Annotated in this window: 22 protein-coding genes; 9 read left to right on the forward strand and 13 right to left on the reverse strand. The window is 61.6% G+C overall.

The window, feature by feature from the left end:
• Positions 1–34 precede the first annotated feature (34 nt).
• The 5 genes from cobA to FW789_RS01670 form a co-directional block, all read right to left on the reverse strand.
• Complete coding sequence (gene cobA, locus FW789_RS01650; protein ID WP_186699629.1) at positions 35–784, reverse strand: uroporphyrinogen-III C-methyltransferase; 750 nt, start codon at positions 782–784, stop codon at positions 35–37.
• Between the two features lie 26 nt (positions 785–810).
• Positions 811–2,481: a protein kinase domain-containing protein gene (locus FW789_RS01655; protein WP_446430802.1), complete on the reverse strand. Its 1,671-nt coding sequence runs from the start codon at positions 2,479–2,481 to the stop codon at positions 811–813.
• 9 nt (positions 2,482–2,490) lie between these two features.
• Positions 2,491–3,702, reverse strand: a complete 1,212-nt coding sequence (locus FW789_RS01660; RefSeq protein ID WP_101321311.1) for a nitrate/nitrite transporter — start codon at positions 3,700–3,702, stop codon at positions 2,491–2,493.
• 193 nt (positions 3,703–3,895) lie between these two features.
• A complete protein-coding gene (locus tag FW789_RS01665) occupies positions 3,896–4,471 on the reverse strand; it encodes an ANTAR domain-containing response regulator (protein WP_103438824.1) in 576 nt (191 codons plus the stop codon).
• A gap of 11 nt (positions 4,472–4,482) precedes the next feature.
• Positions 4,483–5,697 (reverse strand): CmpA/NrtA family ABC transporter substrate-binding protein, encoded by a 1,215-nt coding sequence (locus FW789_RS01670; protein ID WP_446430803.1) that lies wholly within the window; start codon positions 5,695–5,697, stop codon positions 4,483–4,485.
• 138 nt (positions 5,698–5,835) lie between these two features.
• Here FW789_RS01670 and FW789_RS01675 point away from each other — a divergent pair, with 138 nt between their 5' ends.
• The gene (locus FW789_RS01675; protein WP_101321307.1) at positions 5,836–6,861 is read left to right on the forward strand and encodes a quinone-dependent dihydroorotate dehydrogenase; all 1,026 of its coding nucleotides are present in this window, start codon (positions 5,836–5,838) and stop codon (positions 6,859–6,861) included.
• A gap of 97 nt (positions 6,862–6,958) precedes the next feature.
• Here FW789_RS01675 and rmf read toward each other — a convergent pair whose 3' ends face one another.
• Complete coding sequence (rmf, locus tag FW789_RS01680; protein ID WP_101321305.1) at positions 6,959–7,174, reverse strand: ribosome modulation factor; 216 nt, start codon at positions 7,172–7,174, stop codon at positions 6,959–6,961.
• Positions 7,175–7,720: 546 nt separating this feature from the next.
• Here rmf and rlmKL point away from each other — a divergent pair.
• Entirely contained in the window at positions 7,721–9,922 is a 2,202-nt protein-coding gene (gene rlmKL, locus FW789_RS01685) for a bifunctional 23S rRNA (guanine(2069)-N(7))-methyltransferase RlmK/23S rRNA (guanine(2445)-N(2))-methyltransferase RlmL (RefSeq protein ID WP_103438063.1), read from the forward strand.
• Between the two features lie 101 nt (positions 9,923–10,023).
• A complete protein-coding gene (locus FW789_RS01690) occupies positions 10,024–12,381 on the forward strand; it encodes a diguanylate cyclase (RefSeq protein WP_427115811.1) in 2,358 nt (785 codons plus the stop codon).
• A gap of 65 nt (positions 12,382–12,446) precedes the next feature.
• On the opposite strand, the gene dacB is transcribed toward FW789_RS01690, so the two are convergent.
• Positions 12,447–13,907 (reverse strand): D-alanyl-D-alanine carboxypeptidase/D-alanyl-D-alanine endopeptidase, encoded by a 1,461-nt coding sequence (gene dacB / locus FW789_RS01695; protein WP_103438061.1) that lies wholly within the window; start codon positions 13,905–13,907, stop codon positions 12,447–12,449.
• A 184-nt stretch (positions 13,908–14,091) separates the two neighbouring features.
• Here dacB and FW789_RS01700 point away from each other — a divergent pair, with 184 nt between their 5' ends.
• Positions 14,092–14,436: a YggL family protein gene (locus FW789_RS01700; RefSeq protein ID WP_101321297.1), complete on the forward strand. Its 345-nt coding sequence runs from the start codon at positions 14,092–14,094 to the stop codon at positions 14,434–14,436.
• A gap of 51 nt (positions 14,437–14,487) precedes the next feature.
• Here the strand turns inward: FW789_RS01700 and FW789_RS01705 are convergent, their stop codons facing one another.
• The 6 genes from FW789_RS01705 to FW789_RS01730 all read right to left on the reverse strand — a co-directional run bounded on the left by FW789_RS01705 (position 14,488) and on the right by FW789_RS01730 (position 21,464).
• Entirely contained in the window at positions 14,488–18,090 is a 3,603-nt protein-coding gene (locus FW789_RS01705; RefSeq protein WP_446431047.1) for a response regulator, read from the reverse strand.
• Between the two features lie 8 nt (positions 18,091–18,098).
• The gene (locus FW789_RS01710; protein WP_186699616.1) at positions 18,099–18,719 is read right to left on the reverse strand and encodes a response regulator transcription factor; all 621 of its coding nucleotides are present in this window, start codon (positions 18,717–18,719) and stop codon (positions 18,099–18,101) included.
• A 314-nt stretch (positions 18,720–19,033) separates the two neighbouring features.
• Positions 19,034–20,365, reverse strand: a complete 1,332-nt coding sequence (locus tag FW789_RS01715; protein ID WP_103438058.1) for a deoxyguanosinetriphosphate triphosphohydrolase — start codon at positions 20,363–20,365, stop codon at positions 19,034–19,036.
• Between the two features lie 77 nt (positions 20,366–20,442).
• The gene (locus tag FW789_RS01720) at positions 20,443–20,772 is read right to left on the reverse strand and encodes a hypothetical protein (protein ID WP_101321288.1); all 330 of its coding nucleotides are present in this window, start codon (positions 20,770–20,772) and stop codon (positions 20,443–20,445) included.
• Positions 20,769–21,140 (reverse strand): phage holin family protein, encoded by a 372-nt coding sequence (locus FW789_RS01725; RefSeq protein ID WP_186699614.1) that lies wholly within the window; start codon positions 21,138–21,140, stop codon positions 20,769–20,771. Before FW789_RS01725 ends, FW789_RS01720 begins: the two co-directional genes overlap by 4 nt.
• Positions 21,141–21,149: 9 nt before the next feature.
• Positions 21,150–21,464, reverse strand: coding sequence for a DUF883 family protein (locus FW789_RS01730; protein WP_101321284.1), 315 nt, complete (start codon positions 21,462–21,464; stop codon positions 21,150–21,152).
• A gap of 313 nt (positions 21,465–21,777) precedes the next feature.
• Between FW789_RS01730 and FW789_RS01735 the strand changes: the two genes are divergently transcribed.
• The 5 genes from FW789_RS01735 (at position 21,778) to FW789_RS01755 (ending at position 25,134) form a co-directional block, all read left to right on the forward strand.
• Complete coding sequence (locus tag FW789_RS01735) at positions 21,778–22,986, forward strand: ammonium transporter (protein WP_446430804.1); 1,209 nt, start codon at positions 21,778–21,780, stop codon at positions 22,984–22,986.
• A 56-nt stretch (positions 22,987–23,042) separates the two neighbouring features.
• Entirely contained in the window at positions 23,043–23,279 is a 237-nt protein-coding gene (locus tag FW789_RS01740) for a glutaredoxin family protein (RefSeq protein ID WP_101321279.1), read from the forward strand.
• Between the two features lie 110 nt (positions 23,280–23,389).
• Entirely contained in the window at positions 23,390–23,821 is a 432-nt protein-coding gene (locus FW789_RS01745; protein ID WP_446430805.1) for a D-Ala-D-Ala carboxypeptidase family metallohydrolase, read from the forward strand.
• A 72-nt stretch (positions 23,822–23,893) separates the two neighbouring features.
• Positions 23,894–24,199 carry a transcriptional regulator gene (locus FW789_RS01750; protein ID WP_101321275.1) on the forward strand — a complete coding sequence of 102 codons (306 nt, stop codon included), beginning with the start codon at positions 23,894–23,896 and terminating at the stop codon, positions 24,197–24,199.
• 50 nt (positions 24,200–24,249) lie between these two features.
• Positions 24,250–25,134 (forward strand): pseudouridine synthase, encoded by an 885-nt coding sequence (locus FW789_RS01755; RefSeq protein WP_101321272.1) that lies wholly within the window; start codon positions 24,250–24,252, stop codon positions 25,132–25,134.
• Positions 25,135–25,152 lie beyond the last annotated feature (18 nt).

The following is a 25,152-nucleotide window of genomic DNA, read 5'->3' on the forward strand; positions in this document are numbered from 1 at the left end:
TTCTTTGCCTGTAAAAAAATCCGCTGCGCTGTGTTCAGGCAACGCCTACGGCTGCGGTCACCAGTTCGACCACCGCGCCTTGCCGCGCCACTTCGCCTATCACCAGCACTGCTGGGCTGCGCAGGGCGAAGGCGGTCGCATCCATGGCCATCTCCAGCAGCGTACTGCGGCACTCGCGCTGGCTCGGTAGCGACGCGTTTTCGATCATGGCGACGGGCGTGTCTGCCGCCATGCCGGCCTCGAGCAAACCCCGGCGAATGTCCCCCAGCCGAGCAACGCCCATGTACACCACCAAGGTGGTGCCGCCCTGGGTCAGGCCCGCCCAGTTCAGCTCGCTGTCATCCTGGGTATGTGCTGTCACCAAGGTCACGCCACGGCTGACCCCGCGCAGGGTGAGGGGGATGCCGCACTGAGTGGCGCCGGCCAGTCCAGCGGTGATGCCGTTGACCAACTCCACCTCGATACCGCGCTGCTGCAGCCATAGTGCTTCTTCGCCGCCACGGCCAAAGATGCATGGGTCGCCGCCTTTCAGGCGCACCACACAGCGCCCCTGGCGGGCATGGCGCAACATCAGGCGCTGAATGAACGCTTGCGGCGTCGAGCGACAACCGCCGCGTTTGCCCACGGCAATCACCCGTGCCCCTGGGCAATGCTCAAGCACAGCCGGATTGACCAGGTCATCGATCATCACCACCTGCGCCTCGCGCAAGGCCCGCACCGCTTTCAGCGTAAGCAGTTCAGGGTCGCCGGGGCCGGCACCAACCAACCAGATTTTTGCATTCATCAGATGTTCCTCATCAAGCAGCGCGCTCAGCCCTTGAACAGGCTGAACAGCAATATCAGGTTGAACAGCAGAGACAGCACGGCAAGCGTCTGCCAGACCTTGAGCGGCTCGCGCTCCAGCAATGGCCGTGGCCGCTCGCTCAGTTCCTGGCGGTCGCCACACTCGAGCAACAGCAGCCATTGCTCGGCGGTTTCGAAACGTTGCCGGGGATCGGCCGCGACGGCTTGCTCCAAATTGCGTTGCAGCCATTCAGGCAGGTCCGGGCGATAACGGCCGGGGCTGACCAGGTGGGTGAAGCGCGGCCGTTGGAAGGCCTCGATTTCACCGTAGGGGTAGTGCCCGGTGAGCAGGTAGTAAAGTGTTACACCCGTGGCATAGAGGTCCTGGCGCGCCTGCGGCGGTTGCCCGTCGAACGCCTCCGGGGCAATGAACGACGGCGTACCGGGCAGGTCATGGGGGGCGTCTTCAGAAAGCCCTGGGCAATAGGCCAGACCGAAGTCGAGCAGGCGCAACTGGCCGTCTGTGCCCAGGTGCAGATTCTCGGGCTTGATATCCCGATGCAGCAGGTTGCGCCGGTGCAGCACGCCGACTGCCTGCAGCAGCTGACGGGCGATTTCCAGCCACTGCGCCAGGGGTAGCGGGCCTTGCACGTTGTACAGGGCGCCGAGGGTCTGGCCCGGGTATTCGCGCATCAGGTAGTACACATGCTGACGGTGATTGGCCGCATGCACCTCTGGGAAGTGCCGACCGGCCACCCGCCGCAGAAACCACTCTTCCTGCAGCAAGCGCTGAGCGGCGCCCGGATCTGCTTCGGCGACGCCGGGCAGGGTCTTGAGCAGCCACGCCTGGCCCTGGCTGTCATGCACCCGATACAGCAGCGACTGGCGGCTGCGGGCTAACTGAGCATCGACCTGCCAGCCATCGATGGCTTGCCCGGGGCGCAGCGGCCCGGGCACTGGCCATTGCTGCAGTTGCGCCAGGGTGTCGCTGAAGTTGCTCGGGCCGAGCTGTTCGACCTGCACCAGCACGGCACTGGCGTTGTCCTGGCTACCGGCATGATGGGCGCTAGCGACCAAGATGTCGGCGGCGTTCTGCAGGTCAGGTTGATCTTTGAGGATGGCGGCAATCGCTTGCTCGCCAAGGCAGGCCCAGACACCATCGCTGAGCAGCAGCAGAGTTTCGCCGGCGACCAGCTCACCGTCCAGATAGTCCACCAACAGATGCTGGTCCAGGCCCAGCGCGCGCTTGAGGACATGCTGCATGCCCGGCTGATCCCAGACATGGTCTTCGCTCAGGCACAGCAAGCGGCCCTGATCCCAGCGATAGGCGCGGCAGTCACCGACGTGGGCGAGGGTGAAGCGACGCCCGCGCAGGACCAGTGCAGTGAGGGTGGTCAGCAGCGGCTGGCCGCTGTCTTGGGCGCGCAGCCAGCGGTTTTGCGCCAGCAGCAGGCGATCCAGCGCCTGCGCGACCGGCCAGGTGGCCGGCGTGGCGTAGTAGTCCAGCGCCAGCGCCTGCAGGCTGGCTCGCGCGGCCAAGCCGCCATCGGCGCACTGACTGACGCCGTCGGCCAGTGCGACCAGATAGCCTTTGCTCGCTGCCAATTCCGGCGCCGGTGTCACCAGCCGCAGGGCGTCCTGGTTCTCGCTGCGCGGACCGGTGGCGCTGGCTTGGGCAAAGCGCAATTGCAGGCTCATGGGTTTGCCCTATACCCGCGCTGCGGTAACCGCAGCCGAGCCCCAGGTGGTGCGCCAGCGTAGTTTGACCCCATGCAGGCCAAACCAGGCCAGCAGGCCCAGGCTTGCGAAAAGCCACAGACCCAGCTGGTAGTCGCCGGTGTGCTGCTTGATCATGCCTAGCCCTGCGGCCAAGAGGAAGCCACCGATGCCGCCGGCCATGCCGATCAAGCCAGTCATTACCCCGATTTCCTGGCGGAAGCGCTGCGGCACCAGCTGAAACACCGCGCCATTGCCGGCGCCCAGGCCAAGCATGGCGCTGACGAAAAGAGCCAGCGCAGCGGTGGCGCTAGGCAGGTTGAAGCCGACCGCGGCGATACATACCGCAGCTACGCCATACATGCCGAGCAGGGTGCGAATGCCGCCAAAGCGGTCGGCCAGAGCGCCGCCCAGCGGGCGCATCATGCTGCCGCCAAACACGCAGGCCGCGGTGTAGTAGCCGGCAGTGATCGGGTTCAGGCCATATTGGTCGCTGAAGTAGCCCGGCAGGGCGCTGGCCAGGCCAATGAAGCCGCCGAAGGTGACGCTGTAGAAGAACATGAACCACCAGCTGTCGCGATCACCCAGCGCCTTGAAGTAGTCGGCCATGGCTTTGCGTTTTGGTCGTTGCGGCGCGTTGCGGGCCAGCAGGGCAAACACCAGCAGGGTCAGCAGCAGCGGGATCAGGGCGAAGCCGAACACGTTGTTCCAGCCATAGGCTGCGGCCAGGGCAGGCGCCAGCAGCGCCGCGAAGACGGTGCCGGAGTTGCCGGCGCCAGCGATGCCCATCGCTTTGCCCTGATGCTGCGGCGGGTACCACTGCGAGGCCAGCGGCAGTGACACGGCGAACGAAGCGCCGGCAAATCCGAGAAATACTCCCAGCAGCAAGGCCTGTTCGTAGCTGTGCACGCCCCAGTGCCAGGCGCAGGCCAACGCCACGATCACCACCACCTGGCCCATCAGTCCAGCGGTTTTGGGCGACAGACGATCGACCAGCAGACCCATGCCAAAGCGTAGCAGGGCGCCGGCCAGGATGGGCGTGGCGACCATCAGGCCGCGCTCTTGTGGGGTCAGCTGCAGGTCAGTGGCAATCTGCACCGCCATCGGGCCGAGCAGGTACCAGACCATGAAACTCAGGTCGAAATACAGGAATGCAGCAAACAGGGTAGGCACATGCCCGGATTTCCAGAAGCTCGTATTCATCGAACACCTCACGCGGCTTGCAACGGTTGTCATGCCCAGGCTGTGCCGGGCTGGAACGAGAAAGACGCCGCTACCCGATCCATCTTGATGGAGGGGTGAGCGACGTCTTTGTCGGAAACTGTGGCAACCGCCGTTGGCTACCTGTAGTGATTGCAGAGCAAAAGCCGGGCCAATCCCGTAGGCGGCATCCGTTTCAGCCGAGCAACTCGTGCATGGCGATGATCTGCTCCGCCACCTGGATGAGCTTCTGCTGCTTGCTCATGGCCTGGCGGCGCATGAGGGTGTAGGCCTGCTCTTCATTGCAGTCCTTCATCTTCATCAGCAAGCCCTTGGCATGCTCCACACGCTTGCGCTCGGCCAGTTGCTGGTCGCGCGCCAACAGCTGAGCCTTGAGCGCCTGGTCGCTCTCGAAGCGGGCTATCGCTACATCCAGAATCGGCTGCAGGCGGCTGCTCTGAATGCCCTCGACGATGTAGGCACTGACCCCGGCGTGGATCGCTTGGCGCATCACATCCGGGTCGTGTTCGTCGGTGAACAGGACAATCGGCCGCGGCAGATCGCGGCTGACCAGCACAACCTGCTCCATGACATCACGCCCCGGTGACTCGGTATCGATCAAGACCACGTCCGGGCGCACCGTTTCGACGCAGGCAGGCAGGTCGATGGTTAGGCCCGTGGCCTCGATGACCTCGAAGCCGGCCTCGATCAGTGCCAGCTTGAGCCGGCCGACTTTTTTCTCTGTGTCGTCGATCAACAGGATCCGTAGCATGTTCAGCCCCTTCACCGAGCGAGATGGGCGCTAGGCGCCGGTGTCATGGCGTGCAGGTGAAAACTGCGGGCGTAGCCATGCGGGTCGCTGCCATCCCAGCGGATGCCGTCGATCAACAGGCTGCTGCGCATCGCTGATACGTCGCCTGGCAAGCCGAGCTCAGCGGCAGCGGCGCGATACAGGGCTAGCTGCTGCACCTGGTTGGCAACCGCCAGGTAGTCGGGGTCTTCGCGCAGCAAACCCCAACGGCGGAACTGGGTCATGAACCACATGCCATCGGACAGGTAGGGCTGGTTGGCCCGGCCCTGGTCATGAAAGCGCAGTGCGTGGGGGTCCTGCCAGTGATTGCGCAGCCCGTCCTGATAGTCGCCGAGCAGGCGCGGTTCAATCGTCGCCACTGCGGTATCCAGGTAGGCACTGCCGCTCAGTAGATGAGCCGTGCTACGGCGATTCTCCTGGCTCTGCTCGATAAACTGGCTGGCGGCCAATATCGCCTTGATCAGTGCACGGGCGCTGTTGGGGTACAGCTCGACGAACGCTCGCGCGCAGCCAAGGACCTTTTCCGGGTGGTCCGGCCAGATCGACTGGCTGGTGGCGAGGGTGAAACCCTGGCCCTCGGCCACCGCCTGGGCTGACCAGGGTTCGCCGACGCAAAAGCCATCGATGCGACCGGCCTGTACATGGGCGACCATTTGCGCGGGCGGCACCACGACGCTGGCGACGTCATGCAGCGGATGAATGCCCTGGCTGGCCAGCCAGTAATACAACCACATGGCGTGGGTGCCGGTAGGAAATGTCTGCGCAAAGGTCAGCTTCGCCCCTGATTGGTGCACCAGTTTTGCCAGTGCTTCAGGGCTGGTCACGCCTTTGCGCTGCAGGGCGGGGGACAGGTTGATGGCCTGGGCGTTCTGGTTCAGGCCCATCAGCACGGCCATACCGCGGCGGGCGCTGCCGCCGATGCCCAGGTGCACGGCGTAGATCAAGCCATACAGGCAATGCCCTGCATCCAGCTCGCCACTGACCAGCTTGTCGCGCATGCCGGCCCAGGAGGCCTGGCGCTTGAGGTTGAGGGTCAGGCCTTGCTGCTGGGCGAAGCCCTGAGTGGCGGCTACCACTACCGAAGCGCAGTCGGTAAGGGGCATGAAACCGATATCGAGGCTGGGTTTTTCCGGCGCGTCACTACCGTTGACCCAGGCCAGAGGTGTTGCGTGGGGAGCTGTATTCACAAAAATCCTCGCCTGTACCGAGTAGGCTTTGCCTGCTGTTGAAGCAAGGCATATGCCAGACGGTCAGCAAAGGCCTGTCGCGCCAGCGGCGTGCTGGCTATAATCGCCGCCTCACTCATCCCCGAGTCTTGCCCGCCCATGTATAACCTGGCCCGCCAGCTGCTGTTCAAGCTTTCTCCGGAAACCTCCCACGACCTGTCCCTGGACCTGATTGGAGCCGGTGGCCGGCTGGGGCTCAATGGCTTGCTATGCAAGCAGCCGGCGCCATCGCCAGTAACGGTGATGGGCTTGAACTTCGCCAACCCGGTCGGGCTGGCGGCGGGTCTGGACAAGAACGGCGCGGCCATCGATGGCTTTGCCCAGCTGGGCTTCGGCTTTGTCGAAATCGGTACCGTGACGCCACGCCCGCAGCCGGGCAACCCCAAGCCGCGGCTGTTTCGTCTGCCTGAGGCAACGGCGATCATCAACCGCATGGGCTTCAACAACCTGGGCGTCGATCATCTGCTGGAGCGGGTGCGTGCCTCGCGCTTCGATGGCGTGCTGGGGATCAACATCGGCAAGAACTTCGACACGCCGGTCGAGCGCGCGGTGGACGATTACCTGATTGGCCTGGAGAAGGTCTACAACGACGCCAGCTACATCACCGTCAATGTCAGCTCGCCGAATACCCCGGGCCTGCGCTCGCTGCAGTTCGGTGACTCGCTCAAGCAGTTGCTGGATGCGCTTGCGGTGCGCCGCGAGCAGCTTGCCACTGAGTATGCCAAGCGTGTGCCGCTGGCGATCAAGATTGCCCCGGACATGACCGACGAAGAAACCGCGCTGGTAGCTGCGGCGCTGCTGGAGTCGGGCATGGATGCAGTGATCGCAACCAATACCACGCTGTCCCGTGAAGGCGTCGAGAGCCTGCCGTATGGTGCTGAAGCCGGTGGCCTGTCGGGTGCGCCAGTGCTGGCCAAGAGTACCCATACAGTCAAGGTGCTGGCAGGGGAGTTGGCCGGGCGGATGCCGATCATCGCCGCAGGTGGGATAACCGAAGGCCGTCACGCAGCTGAGAAAATCGCTGCCGGTGCCAGCTTGGTACAGATCTATTCGGGCTTCATCTATAAGGGCCCGGCGCTGATTCGCGAAGCAGTCGATGCCATTGCAGCAATGCCACGGGGCTGATCAGCGGGTATAAAAAAGGGCCCCTTTAAGGGGCCCCTGGGCCGTAGCCCGCCGCCCGGATGGGGCGTGCATGGTGACTCGAATTCAGATTCCCTGATCAGCCAACGGCGTGATTTTCGTTGAGTCTATGGATGCCAGCAGTGCCGGTCATGCCGTCCCAGTTATCTCCGCGACCCTCCCGCCAGCCGTTTATCCAGGCCTGACGTACGGATGCTAGGGTGAAAGGGCAAAGTTCGCGAGATTTGCCGGTGACCCCATACTGGTAGCCACGTGAATATGCTCTTTCCAACGGATCACGCTTAAGTCTTCTCATAGGGTGTTGCCCTCACTTGTTGACTGTAATGTCCCGTCGGCCTCACAGAGGCCGGGCAGAATCTTTCTGCCGGTTTGCGCTCGCTGCCGGCGTGGCGAGCTTGAAGTGCCGTTTCGTTGCGAAGCGGCCTGTGATCAGTTCTAACCAATGAAAGTCACAGTGTGAATGATCGTTTTGTCATAAGGACGTAACGTTTCTGTAGGTGAAGTGATAAGTAAATAAATGCGACTCAACCTTGTTTGAGCAAATGCCCGCTGTGATCGGGGTTTAGCCGCACTGGCCGCTATTTAGCCAGCGTCGTCAAAAAACGGCTGAATTAATTTGAAATGCGACGAAGGGTCATTTTAATGACCTGGCGCAAGAATTTTTCGTACTGCTCGACGATCAAAGGCTGCTTTCACCCTTGGGTGCATGCACAATTGTCGGGCGGCCAGGCCTTCGCGAATCACGCAAGGCCACCCGAGCGCCTGAAAAGGGCGCTCGGGAAAACCCTGACGGACGATGCGTCGTCCCGTCACTCAAATAGCCATAGGCACTGGAATACTCATGTCGGACCGTTTCGAACTTTACCTCACCTGCCCCAAGGGCCTAGAAGGCCTGCTCGCCGATGAGGCCCGAGGCCTCGGCCTTGAGGACGTGCGTGAGCACACCTCGGCCATTCGTGGCGAGGCCGACATGGAAACCGCCTACCGCTTGTGCCTATGGTCCCGCTTGGGCAACCGCGTACTGCTGGTGCTCAAACGCTTTGCGATGAAAAATGCCGATGACCTCTACGACGGCGTCAATGCCGTCGAATGGCAGGATCATCTGCTCGCCGATGGCTCGCTGGCCGTGGAGTTCAGCGGGCATGGTTCGGGCATCGACAACACCCACTTTGGTGCGCTGAAGGTCAAGGATGCCATCGTCGACAAGCTGCGCGACAAAGACGGCCTGCGCCCGTCAGTCGACAAGCTGAATCCGGACATGCGTGTGCACCTGCGCCTGGATCGTGGTGAAGCGATCCTCTCGCTCGACCTCTCTGGGCACAGCCTGCACCAGCGCGGCTATCGCCTGCAGCAGGGCGCCGCGCCGCTCAAGGAAAACCTCGCCGCAGCGGTGCTGATTCGTTCCGGCTGGCCGCGCATTGCTGCCGAAGGCGGCGCGCTGGCTGACCCGATGTGCGGTGTCGGTACCTTCCTCGTCGAGGCCGCGATGATCGCCGCCGATATTGCGCCCAACCTCAAGCGCGAGCGTTGGGGCTTCAGCGCCTGGCTTGGCCACGTGCCGGCGTTGTGGCGCAAGGTTCATGACGAAGCAACCCAGCGCGCCGAAGCCGGCCTGGCCAAGCCGCCGCTGTGGATTCGCGGTTACGAAGCCGACCCACGGCTGATTCAGCCGGGTCGCAACAACGTCGAACGGGCCGGCCTGAGCGACTGGATCAAGATCTATCAGGGTGAGGTCGGCACGTTTGAACCGCGTCCGGACCAGAACCAGAAAGGTCTGGTCATTAGCAACCCGCCTTACGGCGAGCGTCTGGGCGACGAGGCCAGTTTGCTCTACCTCTACCAGAACCTGGGCGAGCGTCTGCGCCAGGCGTGTCTGGGCTGGGAGGCGGCGGTGTTCACCGGCGCGCCTGAACTGGGCAAGCGTATGGGTGTGCGCAGCCACAAACAATACGCGTTCTGGAACGGCGCGTTGCCGTGCAAACTGCTGCTGTTCAAGATCCAGCCTGATCAGTTCGTCACGGGTGTCTCCGGCGAGCGTCGTTCTGTCGAGGCCAAGGAAGCTGAAAGCGATCGCCCGGTAGCAGTCGTCAATGAGCCGGCGCGCCTTTCCGAAGGTGCGCAGATGTTTGCCAACCGCTTGCAGAAGAACCTCAAGCAGCTGGGCAAGTGGGCCCGCCGCGAACAGATCGACTGCTACCGCCTGTATGACGCCGACATGCCCGAATACGCTGTGGCGATCGACCTCTACCAGGATTGGGTGCACGTTCAGGAGTACGCCGCCCCGCGTACCATCGATCCAGAAAAGGCCCAAGGGCGTCTGCTCGATGTGCTTGCAGCGATCCCGCAGGCACTGGGCATCGATCAGCAGCGTATTGTGCTCAAGCGCCGTCAGCGTCAGAGCGGTACTCGCCAGTATGAGCGTCAAGCGACTGAAGGGCGTTTCCAGGAAGTCAGCGAAGGCGGGGTCAAGTTGCTGGTCAACCTGACCGACTATCTCGACACCGGGCTGTTCCTCGATCACCGCCCGATGCGCATGCGCATCCAGCGCGAGGCGGCCGGCAAGCGTTTTCTCAACCTGTTCTGCTACACCGCCACGGCGACTGTGCATGCGGCCAAGGGCGGCGCACGCGAGACCACCAGCGTCGACCTGTCCAAGACCTACCTGGACTGGGCGCGGCGCAACCTCTCGCTCAATGGCTACTCCGATCGCCATCGCCTGGAGCAGGGTGACGTCATGGCCTGGCTGGAGAGCTGCCGCGAGAGCTACGACCTGATCTTCATCGACCCGCCGACGTTCTCCAATTCCAAGCGCATGGAAGGGGTGTTCGACGTGCAGCGCGACCACGTGCAGTTGCTTGACCTGGCCCTGGCCCGGTTGGCGCCTGGCGGTGTGCTGTATTTCTCCAACAACTTCCGCAAGTTCCAGCTCGACGAGAGCGTGAGCGCGCGGTATGCCGTGGAAGAAATAAGCGCGCAGACGGTTGATCCGGACTTTGCTCGCAACAGCAAGATCCACCGTGCCTGGCGCTTGCAGCTGCGCTGAAGTAGCACTGGGTAATGTCGGAGTTGCGCCGCTAGTGGCCAATAGCTATAAATAGTCAGGGCTGAACAATTCGCAGGACGCTGACGTGACGAGATCGCTCTATGTCGAAGGTGCGTGCGAATGTGTTTGGCCTGCTCTATCAGGCATTACCGGCCTGGGCGTTGGCGCTGCTGGCGGTAATCAGCGGCGCTTTGTTCACGGCGGCGCTGACGACCGCCGCGTACAGCTTCTCCAAACAGCAACTGCGCCAGCGCTTCGAGCTGCTGGCCGCAGACCGCTACAGCCGCATTGCCGAACGCCTGGCAGACCAGCAACAGCGCCTGGATAGCCTGCGGCGCTTTTTCAGTTATTCCGATAATGTCACCGCAGGCGAATTTCAGGGTTACGTCAAACCGCTGTTGCAGCGCACTTTGGCCTACGCCTGGGCGCCCGCCGTTGCCACCGCCAGGTGGGGGGCGAGTGCCGAACTGGCTGTCCACGATGCGTCCAGTGATGCTGGCGGCCAGGCGCAGGTACAGCCCTTAGCATTGCGCGGCCACGCCTACCCCATACGCTTTGTGCAAACTTCCAATCTGCCTGGGCTGCCTTCTGCCCTGGAGCTGTTCAACCTGAGACGCGTGCAAAGCACTTTGGTGCGCGCGACTACCCCAGGCAGCATGGCGGTGTCCGCGCCATGGCAGCTGCCAGAGCAGCCGGCGGCGGTAGTGCTGATGATGCTTGCTCCAGTCTTCGCCAATGTTGCAGGTGACGGTGTACCCAGTGGCTATGTGATTGTCCTGCTCGACTTGCAGCGCTTGGTCAGCGAGGGCGTGTCAGCTGCAACGGACGACGACCTGGTGGTGCGCATCAGCGATGGCAGCGGGCAAAACCTGCTGTACCAGTCGCTCAACCCGGCAGCGCCGCTGGCAATGAGCAGTGCCCGTCAACTGCAGCTGGCTGGTTATCCCTATCAGATGCTGATTCGTCCCAGCCAAAGCTTCGTGCACGCCAATCGTTCATCGTTGGTGCCGGCGGTGGCGCTACTTGGGGCGCTGCTGAGCCTGCTGCTCGGCGCTTTGCTGTACAGCGTGCTCAGCCAGCGCCAGCGCGCATTGAAGCTGGTCGAGCAGCGCACGGCCGAATTGCGCATCAGTGAGCAGTCCCTCAGGGGCACCCATAACCAACTGCGCAGCGTGCTCGATGCGGCAACTCAGGTGGCGATTATCGCCACTGACCTCAAGGGCCGGATCATCACCTTCAATGCTGGCGCCGAGCGCATGCTGGGTTATGCCGCCAGCGAAGTGGTCGGCCGGCTTGATCTGCCCGCGCTGATTCAGGCGGACGAGTTGCACCAGCGCGCCCAGGCCCTGAGCCAGCAGCACGGCCGCGACATCAGCTGCGCTCAGGCAATCTTTGCCGATGCGGCGCAGGCCGCGGACAACCAGCCTGGCGAATGGACCCTGCAACGTAGCGATGGCAGCCAGCTGCTGGCGACCATGCTGGTCAGCCCGGTGCTCGATGAGCACAGCCGTTGGGTCGGCTACCTGGCAATCTGCATTGATGTCACCGAACGGCGCCGCGTGCATGAAGCACTGGCGGTGCGTGATCGGCTGCTGGAGAAACTCAGTGCTGAAGTGCCCGGAGGCATCTATCAATACCGTCTGGATGCGTCTGGACATACATGTTTCCCCTACGCCAGCCAGGGCTTGTTCGACATCTACGAGATCGACTTGCATCAGCTGCGCGAGGATGCGGCGCTGATTACCGAGCGGATTCATCCTGATGACCTGGAGCGGGTGCTGCGCTCGATCCGTTACTCGGCAGAGCATCTTGCCCCGTGGCGCGAAGAGTATCGGGTGATTCTGCCGCAGGCCGGTCTGCGCTGGGTACGCGGTGAGGCCACGCCTGAACTGGGCGAGGCGGGCTGCACTTTGTGGCATGGCTATCTGACCGACGTTTCCGAGCCCAAGCGGGTCGAGCACGAGCTGCGCGCGCTATCGATTACCGACGTGTTGACCGGTATTCACAACCGCCGCTACTTCCAGGAGCGGCTGAAGATCGAGCTTGATCGCGCCGCGCGTGATGGCCTGGAGCTGGCGGTGATCATGCTCGATGTCGATCACTTCAAGCGCATCAACGATCAGCACGGGCATGCGGTAGGTGACGATGTCCTGCGCAGTCTGTGCCAGCACATCAGCCATCGTCTGCGCCGTACGGACGTGTTCTGCCGGCTCGGCGGCGAGGAGTTCATGGTGCTGTGCCCCGGTAGCGATATCGCGCAGGCGCGCACCCTGGCGCTGGAGCTGTGGCAGGGTGTACGCAGTCTGGTGATCAACGGGGTCGGCAAGGTCACGGCAAGCTTCGGCGTGGCTGCCTGGCACCCGGGGGAGGGCGCCGATGCACTGCTGCTGCGCGCCGATGCCGGGGTGTACGCGGCCAAGCAGGGTGGCCGCGACCGAGTTGAAGTAGTGCAGCCTTAAGTAGGCCTGATCTGCCTGCCGAGCAGCGCCGCGGCGGCTGGCACGCGCTGCTCAGACTGCTTGGTTCAGAGCCCCGATGCGGCGGTGCCAGTGTTCAGCTTCGGCTGGCGATACAGCTCAAGCAGCACCTGATCAAGCACTTGTGACGCACCCCATGGCTTGGGATCATTCAGGATCGCCGCCACTGCCCAGGTGTGGCCGTTGCTGTCGCGGCTGAAGCCGGCGATTGCGCGCACGGTATTCAGAGTGCCCGTCTTGATATGCGCCTGGCCGGTCATGGCAGTGCGTTTAAGGCGCTTGCGCATGGTTCCGTCCATGCCCACCAGCGGCATCGAGCTGATGAATTCAGCAGCGTAAGGGCTGTTCCAGGCCGCCTGCAGCAGGGTCGCCATTTCACGTGTGCTGACACGTTCAGCGCGGGACAGGCCAGAGCCGTTCTCCATCACCAGGTGCGGTGAGGTGATACCTTTTTTCGCCATCCACTGACGCACGACCCGTTGTGCGGCGCGCGCGTCATCGCCATCGGCATCGGTGCGGAACTGCGCGCCCAGGCTCAGGAACAGCTGCTGAGCCATGGTGTTGTTGCTGTATTTGTTGATGTCGCGGATCACCTCGACCAGGTCGGGCGAGAATGCCCGCGCCAGTACTCGGGCGCTTTTCGGCACGTTCTCGATGCGATCGCCACCCTGGATGGTGCCGCCCAGTTCGTTCCAGATTGCGCGAACGGCACCTGCCGCGTAGGCAGGGTGGTCGAGCAGGGCCAGATAGGTCTGCGAGTTGCAGCCTTCGCCCAGTTGGCCGCTGACCACTACGGTGACACCGTCTGGTCTGACCTGCGGGTTATAGCGGACCTCACCGGCGCACTGCTTGGAGGCGACAGCCTTGACCTGATTGTCGATGCGGATACTGGCAATCGGCGGTTCGACTGCAATCATGACCTTGCCGCCGTCATTGCGAGCAACGAAACGCAGCGCCTTGAGGTTGACCAGCAACGAGTCTGGCTTGACCAGAAACGGCTTGTTGGTGTCGCCGCCGTCATCGTCGAAGTGGGGCAGGTTGGGCTGCACGAAGTGGCTGCGGTCCAGCACCAGGTCACCGGTGACGGTGCGCACGCCGTTGGCGCGCAGGTCACGCATCAGCAGCCAGAGCTTTTCCATGTTCAGTTTGGGATCGCCGCCACCCTTGAGGTACAGGTTGCCGTTGAGCACGCCATTGTTCAGGGTGCCATCGGTGTAGAACTCGGTTTTCCATTGAAAGGTCGGGCCAAGCAGCTCGAGGGCGGCGTAGGTGGTAACCAGTTTCATGGTTGAGGCCGGGTTGACCGACACATCGGCATTGAACACCGTTGCCGTACCGGGGCCATCGAGGGGCAGCATGACCAGCGACAGGGCGTTGTCCTGCAATTTGTTGGTCTTGAGAGCCTGTTGCACCTTGGGCGGCAAGGTGGTGTTGACGGCGGCCTGAGTGGGCATGGCCAGAGGCAGCATCAGGCCGGCGAGCAGCAGTGGGCGGAGCGCTTTGATCATAAGTACGAAAACCCTGCGGGCGAGGGGGAAATAACGGGGCTGTAAAAGATGGTGGCCCCAGATCGAAATATAGCGGGCATTATGCCCCAAGCGCGTCCTGTATGTGCCGGGTTCGACACAAAAGCGCCGCTGCGCCCCGGAAACTGGTAAAGTGCCGCCCGTAATTACTTAAGAGGATTGTTTCATGGCTACCAACCGTTCCCGCCGTCTGCGCAAAAAACTCTGCGTAGATGAATTCCAGGAGCTGGGCTTCGAACTGAACCTTGGTTTCAAGGAAGACCTGTCTGAAGAAGCCATCGATGCCTTCCTCGACGCCTTCCTGGTAGAAGCCATGGACGCCAACGGCCTGGACTACGTCGGCGGCGATGACTTCGGTCTGGTCTGCCTGGCCGAGCGTGGCTCGGTCAGCGAAGAGCAGCGTGCTGCTGTCGAAGCGTGGCTCAAGGGCCGTAACGAGCTGACCGAAGTCAAAGTCAGCCCGCTGCTCGACGCCTGGTATCCGGAAAAGCCGATCAACTCGGCTTCCTGATCCAGCCTGGCGGGCGCTGTCGGCGCGCCGCCATGCCAAAGCCCTGAACGCTCAGCCCAGCTGACGGCTCAGGGCTTTTTCACTTCTGCGCATGTGCCTGGCCAAGGCCTGCCGCTTCAGCTTCAACTCGTGCAGCGTCAGTTCGCCACTGGCGAGCAGCTCGCACACCTCCATCATTGCCTGGGCATCCAGCATCCGTGCGGCGCTGAGGATTTTGTGTGCCTGCTCGACGATGGCCAGGGCTTGCTGCTCTGGATCAAGGCTCATCAGCACTGTGCAGTCATCCTTCAGGCTCTGCTGCAACAGCTGCAGAAAACGCTTTTGATCTGCCGGGTCGTCGCCAGCAACCCTCCTCACACTGGCGACGTCGAACGCCGCTCGGCGGGGCTGTAGCGCCGCAGATTCGGGCAATGGGGTGACATTGGCGAGGTGCTCACTCAGCGTACGCAAGCTTATCGGCTTGAGCAGGCAGTCGTTCATGCCCGCATCCAGGCAGCGCTGGCGAACTTCGGGTTGGGCATTGGCGGTGTAGCCAAAAATGACGCAGTGTGGCCGGTCGCTGGCGCGCTCTTCAGCGCGGATGGCTCGCGTCACCTGATAGCCGTTCATGTGGGGCATGTTGCAGTCGAGCAGCAGCACATCGAACGTATCGCTGTACCAACATTGCAAGGCTTCATTGCCATCCCGGGCACTGGTGTGGCGCAGCCCCATGAAATTCAACTGCTGCGCCATCAGCATCAAGTTGGCGGGATGGTCGTCGATGACCAGTACGCGCAAGTCGGGATTGAGCGCGTCGACCTGGCGTATCGCCGCCTCGGCTGCCACTGGCGCACCGGCTGGGCAGACCGGCATGCTCAGGCGGACCTGGGTGCCTACCCCCTGCAAACTGCGCAGGGTCAGTGTGCCACCCATCATTTCGCACAGGGTGCGGCTGATGGTCAGGCCCAACCCGGTGCCGCAGCGTGCACCGTCGCTCTGGGTGTTGGCCTGCACGAAGGGACTGAACAGACCTTGTATTTCGTGCTCGGGAATGCCGATGCCGCTGTCGCGCACCTCAAGTTCCAGTTGAGTGGTTGGCGCAGAAGCTGACTGGTGCAGCTGTGCGTGTACGCGGACCTGGCCAACGTCGGTGAACTTGATCGCGTTGCTGAGCAGATTGCTCAGTACTTGCTTGAAACGCAGTGGGTCGAGCAGGACGTGACGTTGTGCGCTCGGCTCGATCTGGACTTCCAGCGCCAGGCCCTTTTCACGTGCCTGGCCTTCAAATACCCGGGCCACGGATTTGATCAGAGTGGCCAGCTCGACCGGCTCTGGCGCCAGGCTCATGTGCCCGGATTCAATCCGCACGATATCCAGGATATCTCCGATCAGGCCCAGCAGGTCGGTGGCAGAATGGTAGGCGACTTCCAGTGCCGGTTTGTCCACGCGGCCTTGGTCGGCGTGCCTGACGGCGAGTTCGAGCATGCCGATGACTGCGTTCATCGGGGTGCGAATTTCATGGCTGATGGTTGCCAGAAAGGTGCTCTTGGCACGGTTGGCATCATCGGCCTGCTGTTTTGCCAGGCGCAGCTCCTGCACCAGTTGGCGGCGCTCGCTGATATCGATCCAGCCGCCAATGATGCCCTGCACTTCGCCCAGGGAGTCGCGATAAGGCAAGACCCAGTGGTACACGGTCAACTCGCGGTCTTTCAGGCGGAGCTGGCGATCAAGGATCAACGGCTCGCCGGCGGCCATGACCTGCTGATAGTCGGCTTCGATCTGATGCGTAGAGGCATGCTGGCTGCCCAGGCTCTCTTCCAGGCGTTTGCCAATGACGTCTTGCGCACAGGCGTCCATCGCTTTCAGATAACTGTCGTTGCAGCTTTGCAACTTGCCATCACGACCCCGCACAAACAGCGGATGAGGCGTGCCATCGAGCATTACCCGCATGAATTCGAGCTGATCGCTGAGGGCGCGTTCTACGCGTTGCCGATGACGAATCTGCCGACGCAGATAGGCGTTCCAGATCAGCGCCAGCAACAGCAGCGAGCCGATCCCCAATGTAATCTGCAGGGCAAGTTGGCGCATTTGCCGCCAGTAGGCATCGTCCTTTGCAGTGAGGCCACTCCAGCGATTGTAGATCACCCCGAGTTCTTCTGGAGAGATGCTCAGCAAGGCTTTGTCGAGGATGGCTGCCAGCGGCTGCGCATTGCTCGCGCTTGCCATCGCAAAGCTGGCCGGTTCGGTGCCCACCGTGTTGCGAATCACCAGATCCGGGTCGCTGGCCAGCGCGTGATTGGCATCGATCAACGTGCTGACGGCGGCGTCGACTGCGCTGCTGCTGAGCAGCGTCACGGAGTAGTACGGGCTTTCGGTGTGGATAGCCATGACCTCCGGATACTGTTGGGCGAGCAATTGCGCGGCTGCGCTGCCGCGTGTGACGGCAACCCGCTTGCCCTTGAGTTGCTCGAATGAGCTGGCGGTTTCGCTGTGCCGCGTGACCAGCACCAGCGAGCTCTCCAGATAGGGGCGGGTCACCTGCAATTGAGTGTTGCGCTGCTCTTGCATCGGCAGTGCTGCGATGACATCGGCACGACCGTCGGCGAGGCGCGTGAGCATGTCGCCAACACTGCCCGCACGCTGAATTTCGAAATGCAGGCCTGTACGCAGCCGGAGCATCTCCAGCAGGTCTGCGGTAATGCCGCGAAACTGCCCGGCCGCGTCGAAGTAGGACACCGGAGCGGCCGTTTCGTCGATGACCACCCGCAACAACGGATGTTGCCTCAGCCACTGCTCTTCGGCGGCGCTCAACTGCAACTTGCGCTCGCTCAGCAGAACGTCGCTACCGGAGCTCCAGCGCTTGAGAATATTGGTCTGCACTACCAGCGGCTGGCTTTGCAGCGCGAGATTGACCAGGCCTTTGAGCATTTCGTCGTCGCGGCGCATGGCGAAGCTGAAACCCACGGCTTCATGTTGGCCGAAATTGGCCATGCGCAGGCGCGGCAGGTGGCCCTGATTGAGTTGGTAATAGGTGGAAATGGTATCGCCTATGAACACGTCGGCCTGCCCAAAGGCAACCGCGTTTAGGGCCTGTGTCGACGAGCCGAATGTCAGCAGGGAGGCATTGGGGTAGGTCTGCCGTACATCCTTGGGTGGCAGGTAGTGATACAGCATACTCAGGCGCATGCCGTTGAGACCCTTGTTCAACGGGCGTACCTCGTCTTCGCGGGTCACCAGCACCGGTTGGTCGACCGCATAGGGGGCCGACAGCCCCAGCCCTTGTGCTGCGGCTTCGAAACCGTTGGCGCTGCCCAGCAGGTCGATCCGACCCTGCTTGAGCGCCTCGACGGCATCCAGACGATTGTCGAAGCGCAATACAGTCACCGGTAGCCCGAGGGCGGTGCCGATCACCGCCGCATACTCAGCGGTAATGCCCTGGTAGTCACGGCCACCGCTGGTGATATCGAACGGGGCGTAATCGGGGAAGGAGGTGCCAAGTGTCAGTCGCTGTTTCTTCTCGAGCCAGTTGCGCTGCTCGACGCTGAGCTTGGGGCGACTTGGCTGGGCTGATGCGCGTTTGAGCATGGTCAGGGCCGTAGGCTCATGTTCCTCGGCCACTGCCGACAAGCCAGGTGCAGCGAGGGCAAGGCACAAACACGTCAGGTAACGTCCCACGCGCAGCATCACACCAGCGCGTTCCGCTTTGCCACGTCAATCAGGTCGACCAGAGTGCCTACTTTGAGTTTCTGCATTAGGCGCTTCTTGTAAGTGCTCACGGTCTTGTTGCTGAGAAACATGCCTGAAGCGATTTCCTTGTTGCTTCGACCTTGCGCGAAAAGTTGCAGCACCATCAGTTCTCGGTCGTTTACTTGCCGGAAAAGACTTATCTCTGACTTGCTGCTTTCGGTCTCGCCCTGTAGTACCTGGCTGGGGAAATAGTTGTAGCCGGCAAGTACGGCCTTGATTGCACTGATCAACTCGCTCAAGTCTTCCTGCTTGCAGACATAGCCCGAGGCGCCCGAATGCATGCAGCGAATGGCGAACAGCGCGGGTGACTGGGCAGTTAGTACCAGCACCTTCATGGGCAGGGCCATGCTCTGGAAACGCGCCAGCACTTCGAGCCCATCCAGTCGTGGGATAGCGATGTCAAGGATGACCAGATCAGGGCGTGTTTCGCGAATCATCTGCATGGCGTCGACGCCGTTGTCAGACTCACCGACGATCTTGTAACCCTGGTTTTCCAGTAGCATGCGTACGGCCAAGCGAATAACCGGATGGTCGTCGACAATAAATACGGATTGCATAGTTTACATTCCATTGGGACAGATGGCGTGAACAGCACGCACTTTAACCCAGATGGGCGGCAGGAAGCAGGCAACAAGCGTTTGTCAGTCGTATATGGGAAATGGACTACAGCAAGAGACTACATGGTCGATGATTATTGAAACGAGATGTTTATATGTGCCAAGAAATTAGTAACGTGGTGTGTGGCTGTTAGTTGGGGTTGGTTAATCGATATGCGTAAGATTGGTTCATCTATATACACTGCTAACCTTCACTTAGCCGGGGCCGCACAGCGGCCCCGATACTGGCTGAAATCTGCCTAAGTTTGCCGTATTCAAGTCGGGCTGGAACGCCCAGTCATCTCACAAGCCATCTCGCTGGCATAGCTGTCGGTCATACCAGCGATGAAATCAATCATCCGCAGAAAGGCACTGTGCAGCGTGTCATCAGGGCTAGGCGCGTGATTACCGATCAGATCGAGCACGCGCCGGCTTTTGAATGACGGTGTACGCCCGCCATGCTGCTCCAGGGCCGCGCCGCAAAACGCGTTGAGCAGGATCTCAAGCGTGGTATAGGCACCAATCTCGTGCAGCGTCTTGCGCTTGTCTTGGAAGATCTTTTTTCGCGCCATGTCCTTGGCCTGCAGTACACAGCGCTTGGCAGGGCCGTGCATGTGCTCGACCAGATCGCCGGCCAGCTGCCCGCTGAGCAACGCCCGTTGTTGCTCGACGAATGCTTCGGCGGCGGCATTGGTCAGGTGTTCGATAGCTTTGCCGCGCAGGATCGCCAGCTTGCGCCGGCGCGAATCGTTGGCGCCGAGCTGGCGGTAGGTCTCGGGCAGGTCGTCACCGACCAGGTCCAGCAGCAGCGCTTCGACTTCGGCATATTGCAGCAGCTCCATCTCGACCCCGTCTTCAAGGTCGATCAAGGCGTAGCAGATATCGTCGGCAGCCTCCATCAGGTACACCAGCGGATGGCGTGCCCAGCGTTGCTCCTCGAGCTGCGGCAGGCCCAGCTTGCGTGCGATCTGCTCGAGCAACGGCAGCTCGCTCTGATAGCTGCCGAACTTGTGCTTCTTGTAGCCCAGGGCATCGGCGTGACGCGAGCTCCACGGGTATTTAAGGTAGGTGCCGAGGGTGGCGTAGGTCAGCCGGGTACCGCCATCGAACTGGTGATACTCCAACTGTGTGAGCACCCGAAAGCCCTGCGCATTGCCTTCGAAATTGAGAAAGTCAGCGCGTTGCTCGTCGCTCATGCCGTCCAGCCAGCCGCGGCCTGCCGCCTGCTGGAACCATGAGCGGATAGCATCTTCGCCAGAGTGGCCGAATGGCGGATTACCGATGTCATGGGCCAGGCACGCCGACTGCACGATCATGCCCAGGTCACTCGGCTCGCACCAGGCCGGCAGCTCGTCGCGCAAGGTCTCGCCCACACGCATGCCGAGTGAGCGGCCGACGCAGCTCACTTCCAGCGAATGGGTCAGGCGGGTATGAATATGGTCGTTGCTCGACACCGGGTGGACTTGAGTCTTGCGTCCAAGCCGGCGAAACGCACCGGAAAAGATGATCCGGTCGTGGTCCTTGTGGAAAGGACTGCGCCCTAGTTCCTCAGGGCTGTACAGGGCCTTGCCCAGGCGCTCACGGGTCAGCAGGGTATCCCAGTCCAAGGCTCGCTCTCCGATCGGATAATCGCCATAGCTTCAGGGTAGCGCTGCGCCTGCGCAAGGGGCAGGCGCAGTCGCTGCTAGCGGCGTCGACCGTTGTGCAGGAACAGTCTGGCCAAGGGCAGCAACGTGCCGCCCAGGCGCAGCAAGCGGGTAAGGCCACCACCGCGGGCACCCTTGCCAGTCAGAAAGCCCATCAAAACCACGCCGGCTATGCCCCATAACGGCGCATGCTTGATCCCCAGCCCTTGCTGCACAGAGCTACCTATGCCGCGCAGGCGACGGACTGGCTCGAGCAGTTGCGCCGATTCCTGGCGGATTTCCTGGCGGTGCATTTCGAGGCGCAGACGCAACAGCGCCTTGCGCAGCTCGCGCGGATTACGCGTATTGGGAAGTTCAGGCAGGCTCATGGCAACAGTCGCTCCCGATCCTTGGCAAGCTCCTCAAGTGTGGAGCTGAACGGTGAAGAGTCATCGAATACCGCAGCTTTCAGGCGAACAGCGCAGTACAGCGTGGCGAGGCAGTAGAACACGCACAGACCGATGATCCCGGCCAGGCGATAACTGTCCCAGACCAGTACCAGCAGCAGACCAGACAATGCCGACAACAACAGCAGGGCAAATACCAATGCCATGCCTGCGAACAGCAGCAGCTTCAATGTACGGCCTTTCTGCTCCTGCAGCTCGATGCCGAACAGCTCAATGTGGCTGTGCAGCAGGCCAAGCACGGCAGCGCCGAGGCGCTTGCCGGTTGCGCCAGTGGAGGCGTCATTTTCCATGAAGTTACCTCAGCGGCGGTTGGCCAGCAGCCCGATCAGCAGGCCGACACCTGCAGCAATGCCGATAGCCTGCCAAGGGTTTTCCTGGACATAGGCTTCAGCTTGAACAACCGCTTCCTGACCGCGTGCGCGCACCGATTCCTGAGTCACCTGCAGGTTGGCACGAGCTTCTTCGAGGCGCGCATGGATCTGTTCGCGCAATTCGTCAGCCTGATCACCCGCCAGATTGGCCGTGTCCGCCAGCAGCCGCTCGGTGTCGCGTACTAGCGCCTGGAAGTCAGCCATCAATATCTCTTGAGCATTCTTTGCCGATTTGCTGGCCATTGGGTCTCTCCCTGTTGAGGTATGTGGATAATTCGAGTGATGGCTGTTGTGAAGGTTCACTGCAGTTGCTGGTATGGCGTTTGCTAAGTGTTTGTTAAGTATTGGGGCGTGCCAGCAGCGGCTGCGACGATTTCGCGCATCACGTCTGCACATACCGATAAACCTTAACCCAATCCACGACAAACCCAAGAAAAAACCACGCACGTTCCGCCAGGCCTCACCAGAACAGGGCAGCGGGGCGGGCACCGATTCGGTGCAGGGATGCCGGTTTTTGAACTGTCATGGTGCCTTTTTCAGCAGGTCTGCCAACTTCATGGAAAACACCCACAGCGCAATGGACTCTCTGGTCCACGGTTCCAACACGCTTTTCTTACTGATGGGCGCCATTCTGGTGCTTGCGATGCATGCCGGTTTTGCCTTTCTGGAAGTAGGTACGGTTCGCCACAAGAATCAGGTCAACGCACTGTCGAAGATCCTCAGCGACTTTGCCATTTCGGCGCTGGTGTACTTTTTCGTCGGTTACTGGGTTGCTTATGGGGTGACCTTCCTGCAGCCGGCAGCGACGCTGGCCAGCGATCATGGCTACGTCTTGGTGAAGTGCTTTTTCCTGATCACCTTCGCAGCGGCCATTCCCGCGATCATCTCTGGCGGTATCGCCGAACGTGCTCGCTTCGCCCCGCAGTTATGCGCGACAGCGCTGATTGTGGCGTTCGTCTACCCGTTCTATGAAGGCGTTGTGTGGAACGGCAATTTTGGCTTGCAGGACTGGCTGCAACAGCGCTTCGGTGCGCCGTTTCACGACTTCGCTGGCTCGGTGGTAGTGCATGCCATGGGCGGCTGGCTGGCCCTGGCAGCGGTGTTGTTGCTTGGCGCACGGCGTGGGCGTTATCGTGACGGGCGACTTATCGCCTTTGCTCCCTCGAGCATTCCGTTTCTCGCGCTGGGCTCTTGGATCCTGATCATCGGCTGGTTCGGCTTCAACGTCATGAGCGCGCAGAGCCTGCAAGGGATCAGTGGCCTGGTGGCGATCAATTCGCTGATGGCAATGGTGGGCGGCACCCTGGCAGCGCTGCTGGCCGGACGCAATGACCCGGGTTTTCTGCACAACGGTCCGTTGGCAGGACTGGTAGCAGTCTGTGCCGGCTCCGACCTGATGCATCCACTTGGCGCGCTGCTCACCGGCGTAGTAGCTGGTGGGCTGTTCGTCTGGTGTTTCACCGCTGCGCAGAACCGCTGGAAAATCGACGACGTTCTCGGCGTCTGGCCACTGCATGGCGTTTGCGGAGTGTGGGGCGGGATCGCCTGCGGGATCTTTGCCCAGCCGAGCCTGGGTGGCCTGGGCGGGGTGAGCATGATCAGTCAGCTGATCGGCAGCCTCGGCGGTGTACTCGTGGCATTGACCGGTGGCCTGGTCGTGTATGGCTTGCTCAAGGCTACGCTGGGCTTGCGTCTGAGCCATGAGCAGGAGTTTCAGGGGGCAGACCTGTCGCTGCATCGAATCGGTGCCACCAGCCAGGATTGACGCGTGCGGGCTGGACTTTACAATAAGTTCACCCCCCCATTGTGCGCAGGCCCGCCATGCTTCCGGAATGCCAACTGCTGGGCACCCTTGGGTGCCACCTGTGCGAAGTCGCCGAAGCCGTGCTGATGCCATTCGTCGAGCGCGGCCTGCTGGTGGAGTTGGTCGATATCAGCGAGCAGCAGGCCTTGTTCGAGCGCTATGGATTGATTATCCCGGTGCTGCGTCGGTGCGATTCAGGCGATGAGTTGCACTGGCCGTTCGATAGCGAACAGGTGGTGGCTTTCCTCAGGTAATGATCGCACCAGCGGCGGCGCGTCCCTCGTGTGCAAACCTGTGTGGTGACAGATGATCGGCCCTGGCCCGCCATGAGCGAGCCTTGCCATCAGCCACGCAGAGGTCCGTGATGTTCATCACCCCCCACTTCACGCTAGCCGAAATGACCGCTTCCAGCACAGCAGCGCTTGCAGGTCTGGATAACACGCCGCCACCCGCCGCGTTGGCGAACCTGGGCCTGTTATGCGGCGTACTCGAGCACGTGCGTAGTCTGCTCCAGGTGCCACTGACGATTACCAGCGGCTTTCGTAGCCAGGCGCTCAACCAGAAGGTCGGCGGCACACCGCAAAGCGCTCATGTACTGGGGCTGGCGGCTGACTTCACGGCTTTGAACATTCCCGCACGCCAAGTTGCAATACGGATTCGCGACAGTGACATCATGTTCGATCAGTTGATTCTCGAGTTCGACAGCTGGGTCCACCTGGCTGTCTCGACCGAGCAGCCACGCCGTCAGGTACTGACTATTCAACGAGGCGGCGGCTACCTACCGGGCGTCCAATGAAAACGCCCGCCATTTGACGAAAGCCGGAACAACTTCGTATGCTGTATATAAATACAGTGTCAGGGTGAAGCGATGCTCAATGTCGAGCAACTGAAATACAGCATCAACAGGATGGCGCCCGAGCGTGTAGCCGACGCCGTTCTGGAGCTGCGTCTCGAGGGCCTGGTCACGGATGACCGGACGCCCTTTGGCAAGGTCCACTTCAATACCTGCTTCGCTGAAGTCGAGGCGTTGTTTCAACGGGCCGGTTTTCACCGACCGCTGGATGTCGTCGGCTATCAAGGCCTGGTTTATGCGCTGTACGATCCTGGCCGCTGGGACGCCGTGCAGGTACTGCGCTGGCTAAAGGTGCGCTGCGAGACGGCCGAAGCTGGCTGAGCCGCAGGCCATCGGTGATAATGCCGGCTAACTGACTGCCTGAGCCTGACATGAGCGCACCTTTCGATCCTGCACATCAACAAGCCAGCACGGTATGCCTGCCGCCTGGTGAGTGGAAGACGGTGCTTGATTGCTTGTGTGAGCACTTCAAGGCGATTGATCGCGAGCAATGGCTTGACCGTTTTGCCCGAGGTCGGGTACTGGACGCTGAAGGGCGTGCAATCGGCGCAGATTTGCCTTACCGACGCGGCATGCGCCTGCATTATTTTCGTGAAGTGGCCAACGAGAAACCGATCCCGGTGCACGAATCGATTGTGCACATGGACGAGCACCTGGTGATCGCCGACAAGCCGCACTTTCTGCCGGTGACACCCACAGGCGAATATGTCGAGCAGACTTTGCTCCGTCGGCTCATCCGCCGGCTTGGCAACCCGCACCTGGTGCCCTTGCATCGCATCGACCGGCATACGGCAGGACTGGTCATGTTCTCGGCCAACCCTGAGACCCGCAGCGCCTATCAGCGCCTGTTCCCCGAACGGCGTATCGACAAGCAGTATCAGGCGATTGCCGCTGCACTGCCTGAACTCGACTTTCCGCTGGTGCGACGCAGCAGGCTGGTGCACGGCGAACCGTTTTTCCGCATGCACGAGGTCCCCGGCGCAGAGAACAGCGAGACGCTGGCGCATGTGATCGAGAAAAATGGTGATTGCTGGCGCTATGGCCTGTCGCCGGTAACCGGCAAGACACACCAGTTGCGCGTGCACATGGCCGCGTTGGGGGCGGGCATCTGCAACGACCCGTTTTACCCGCAACTGCAGGCGGTCGAGGATGACTATCAGCGGCCCTTGAAACTATTGGCGCAGAGCCTGCGCTTTGCCGATCCGCTGGACGGCAGCGAGCGCTGTTTCGAAACTCGGCTGGCGCTGGACTGGTAAACGGCCGTCATCGCAGGT

It is taken from the genome of Pseudomonas sp. 1121_17 (genome assembly GCF_052850745.1).

Coding starts and splice junctions, on each gene's coding strand:
- FW789_RS01655 (WP_446430802.1), bottom strand. CDS start 2,481: ATGAGCCTGCAATTGCGCTTTGCCCAAGCCAGCGCCACCGGTCCGCGC.
- FW789_RS01660 (WP_101321311.1), bottom strand. CDS start 3,702: ATGAATACGAGCTTCTGGAAATCCGGGCATGTGCCTACCCTGTTTGCT.
- FW789_RS01710 (WP_186699616.1), bottom strand. CDS start 18,719: ATGCAATCCGTATTTATTGTCGACGACCATCCGGTTATTCGCTTGGCC.
- FW789_RS01725 (WP_186699614.1), bottom strand. CDS start 21,140: ATGGAAAATGACGCCTCCACTGGCGCAACCGGCAAGCGCCTCGGCGCT.
- dacB (WP_103438061.1), bottom strand. CDS start 13,907: ATGATCAAAGCGCTCCGCCCACTGCTGCTCGCCGGCCTGATGCTGCCT.
- rmf (WP_101321305.1), bottom strand. CDS start 7,174: ATGAGAAGACTTAAGCGTGATCCGTTGGAAAGAGCATATTCACGTGGC.
- FW789_RS01730 (WP_101321284.1), bottom strand. CDS start 21,464: ATGGCCAGCAAATCGGCAAAGAATGCTCAAGAGATATTGATGGCTGAC.
- FW789_RS01745 (WP_446430805.1), top strand. CDS start 23,390: ATGTTCATCACCCCCCACTTCACGCTAGCCGAAATGACCGCTTCCAGC.
- cobA (WP_186699629.1), bottom strand. CDS start 784: ATGAATGCAAAAATCTGGTTGGTTGGTGCCGGCCCCGGCGACCCTGAA.
- FW789_RS01755 (WP_101321272.1), top strand. CDS start 24,250: ATGAGCGCACCTTTCGATCCTGCACATCAACAAGCCAGCACGGTATGC.
- FW789_RS01675 (WP_101321307.1), top strand. CDS start 5,836: ATGTATAACCTGGCCCGCCAGCTGCTGTTCAAGCTTTCTCCGGAAACC.
- rlmKL (WP_103438063.1), top strand. CDS start 7,721: ATGTCGGACCGTTTCGAACTTTACCTCACCTGCCCCAAGGGCCTAGAA.
- FW789_RS01690 (WP_427115811.1), top strand. CDS start 10,024: ATGTCGAAGGTGCGTGCGAATGTGTTTGGCCTGCTCTATCAGGCATTA.
- FW789_RS01665 (WP_103438824.1), bottom strand. CDS start 4,471: ATGCTACGGATCCTGTTGATCGACGACACAGAGAAAAAAGTCGGCCGG.
- FW789_RS01720 (WP_101321288.1), bottom strand. CDS start 20,772: ATGAGCCTGCCTGAACTTCCCAATACGCGTAATCCGCGCGAGCTGCGC.
- FW789_RS01735 (WP_446430804.1), top strand. CDS start 21,778: ATGGAAAACACCCACAGCGCAATGGACTCTCTGGTCCACGGTTCCAAC.
- FW789_RS01740 (WP_101321279.1), top strand. CDS start 23,043: ATGCTTCCGGAATGCCAACTGCTGGGCACCCTTGGGTGCCACCTGTGC.
- FW789_RS01700 (WP_101321297.1), top strand. CDS start 14,092: ATGGCTACCAACCGTTCCCGCCGTCTGCGCAAAAAACTCTGCGTAGAT.
- FW789_RS01750 (WP_101321275.1), top strand. CDS start 23,894: ATGCTCAATGTCGAGCAACTGAAATACAGCATCAACAGGATGGCGCCC.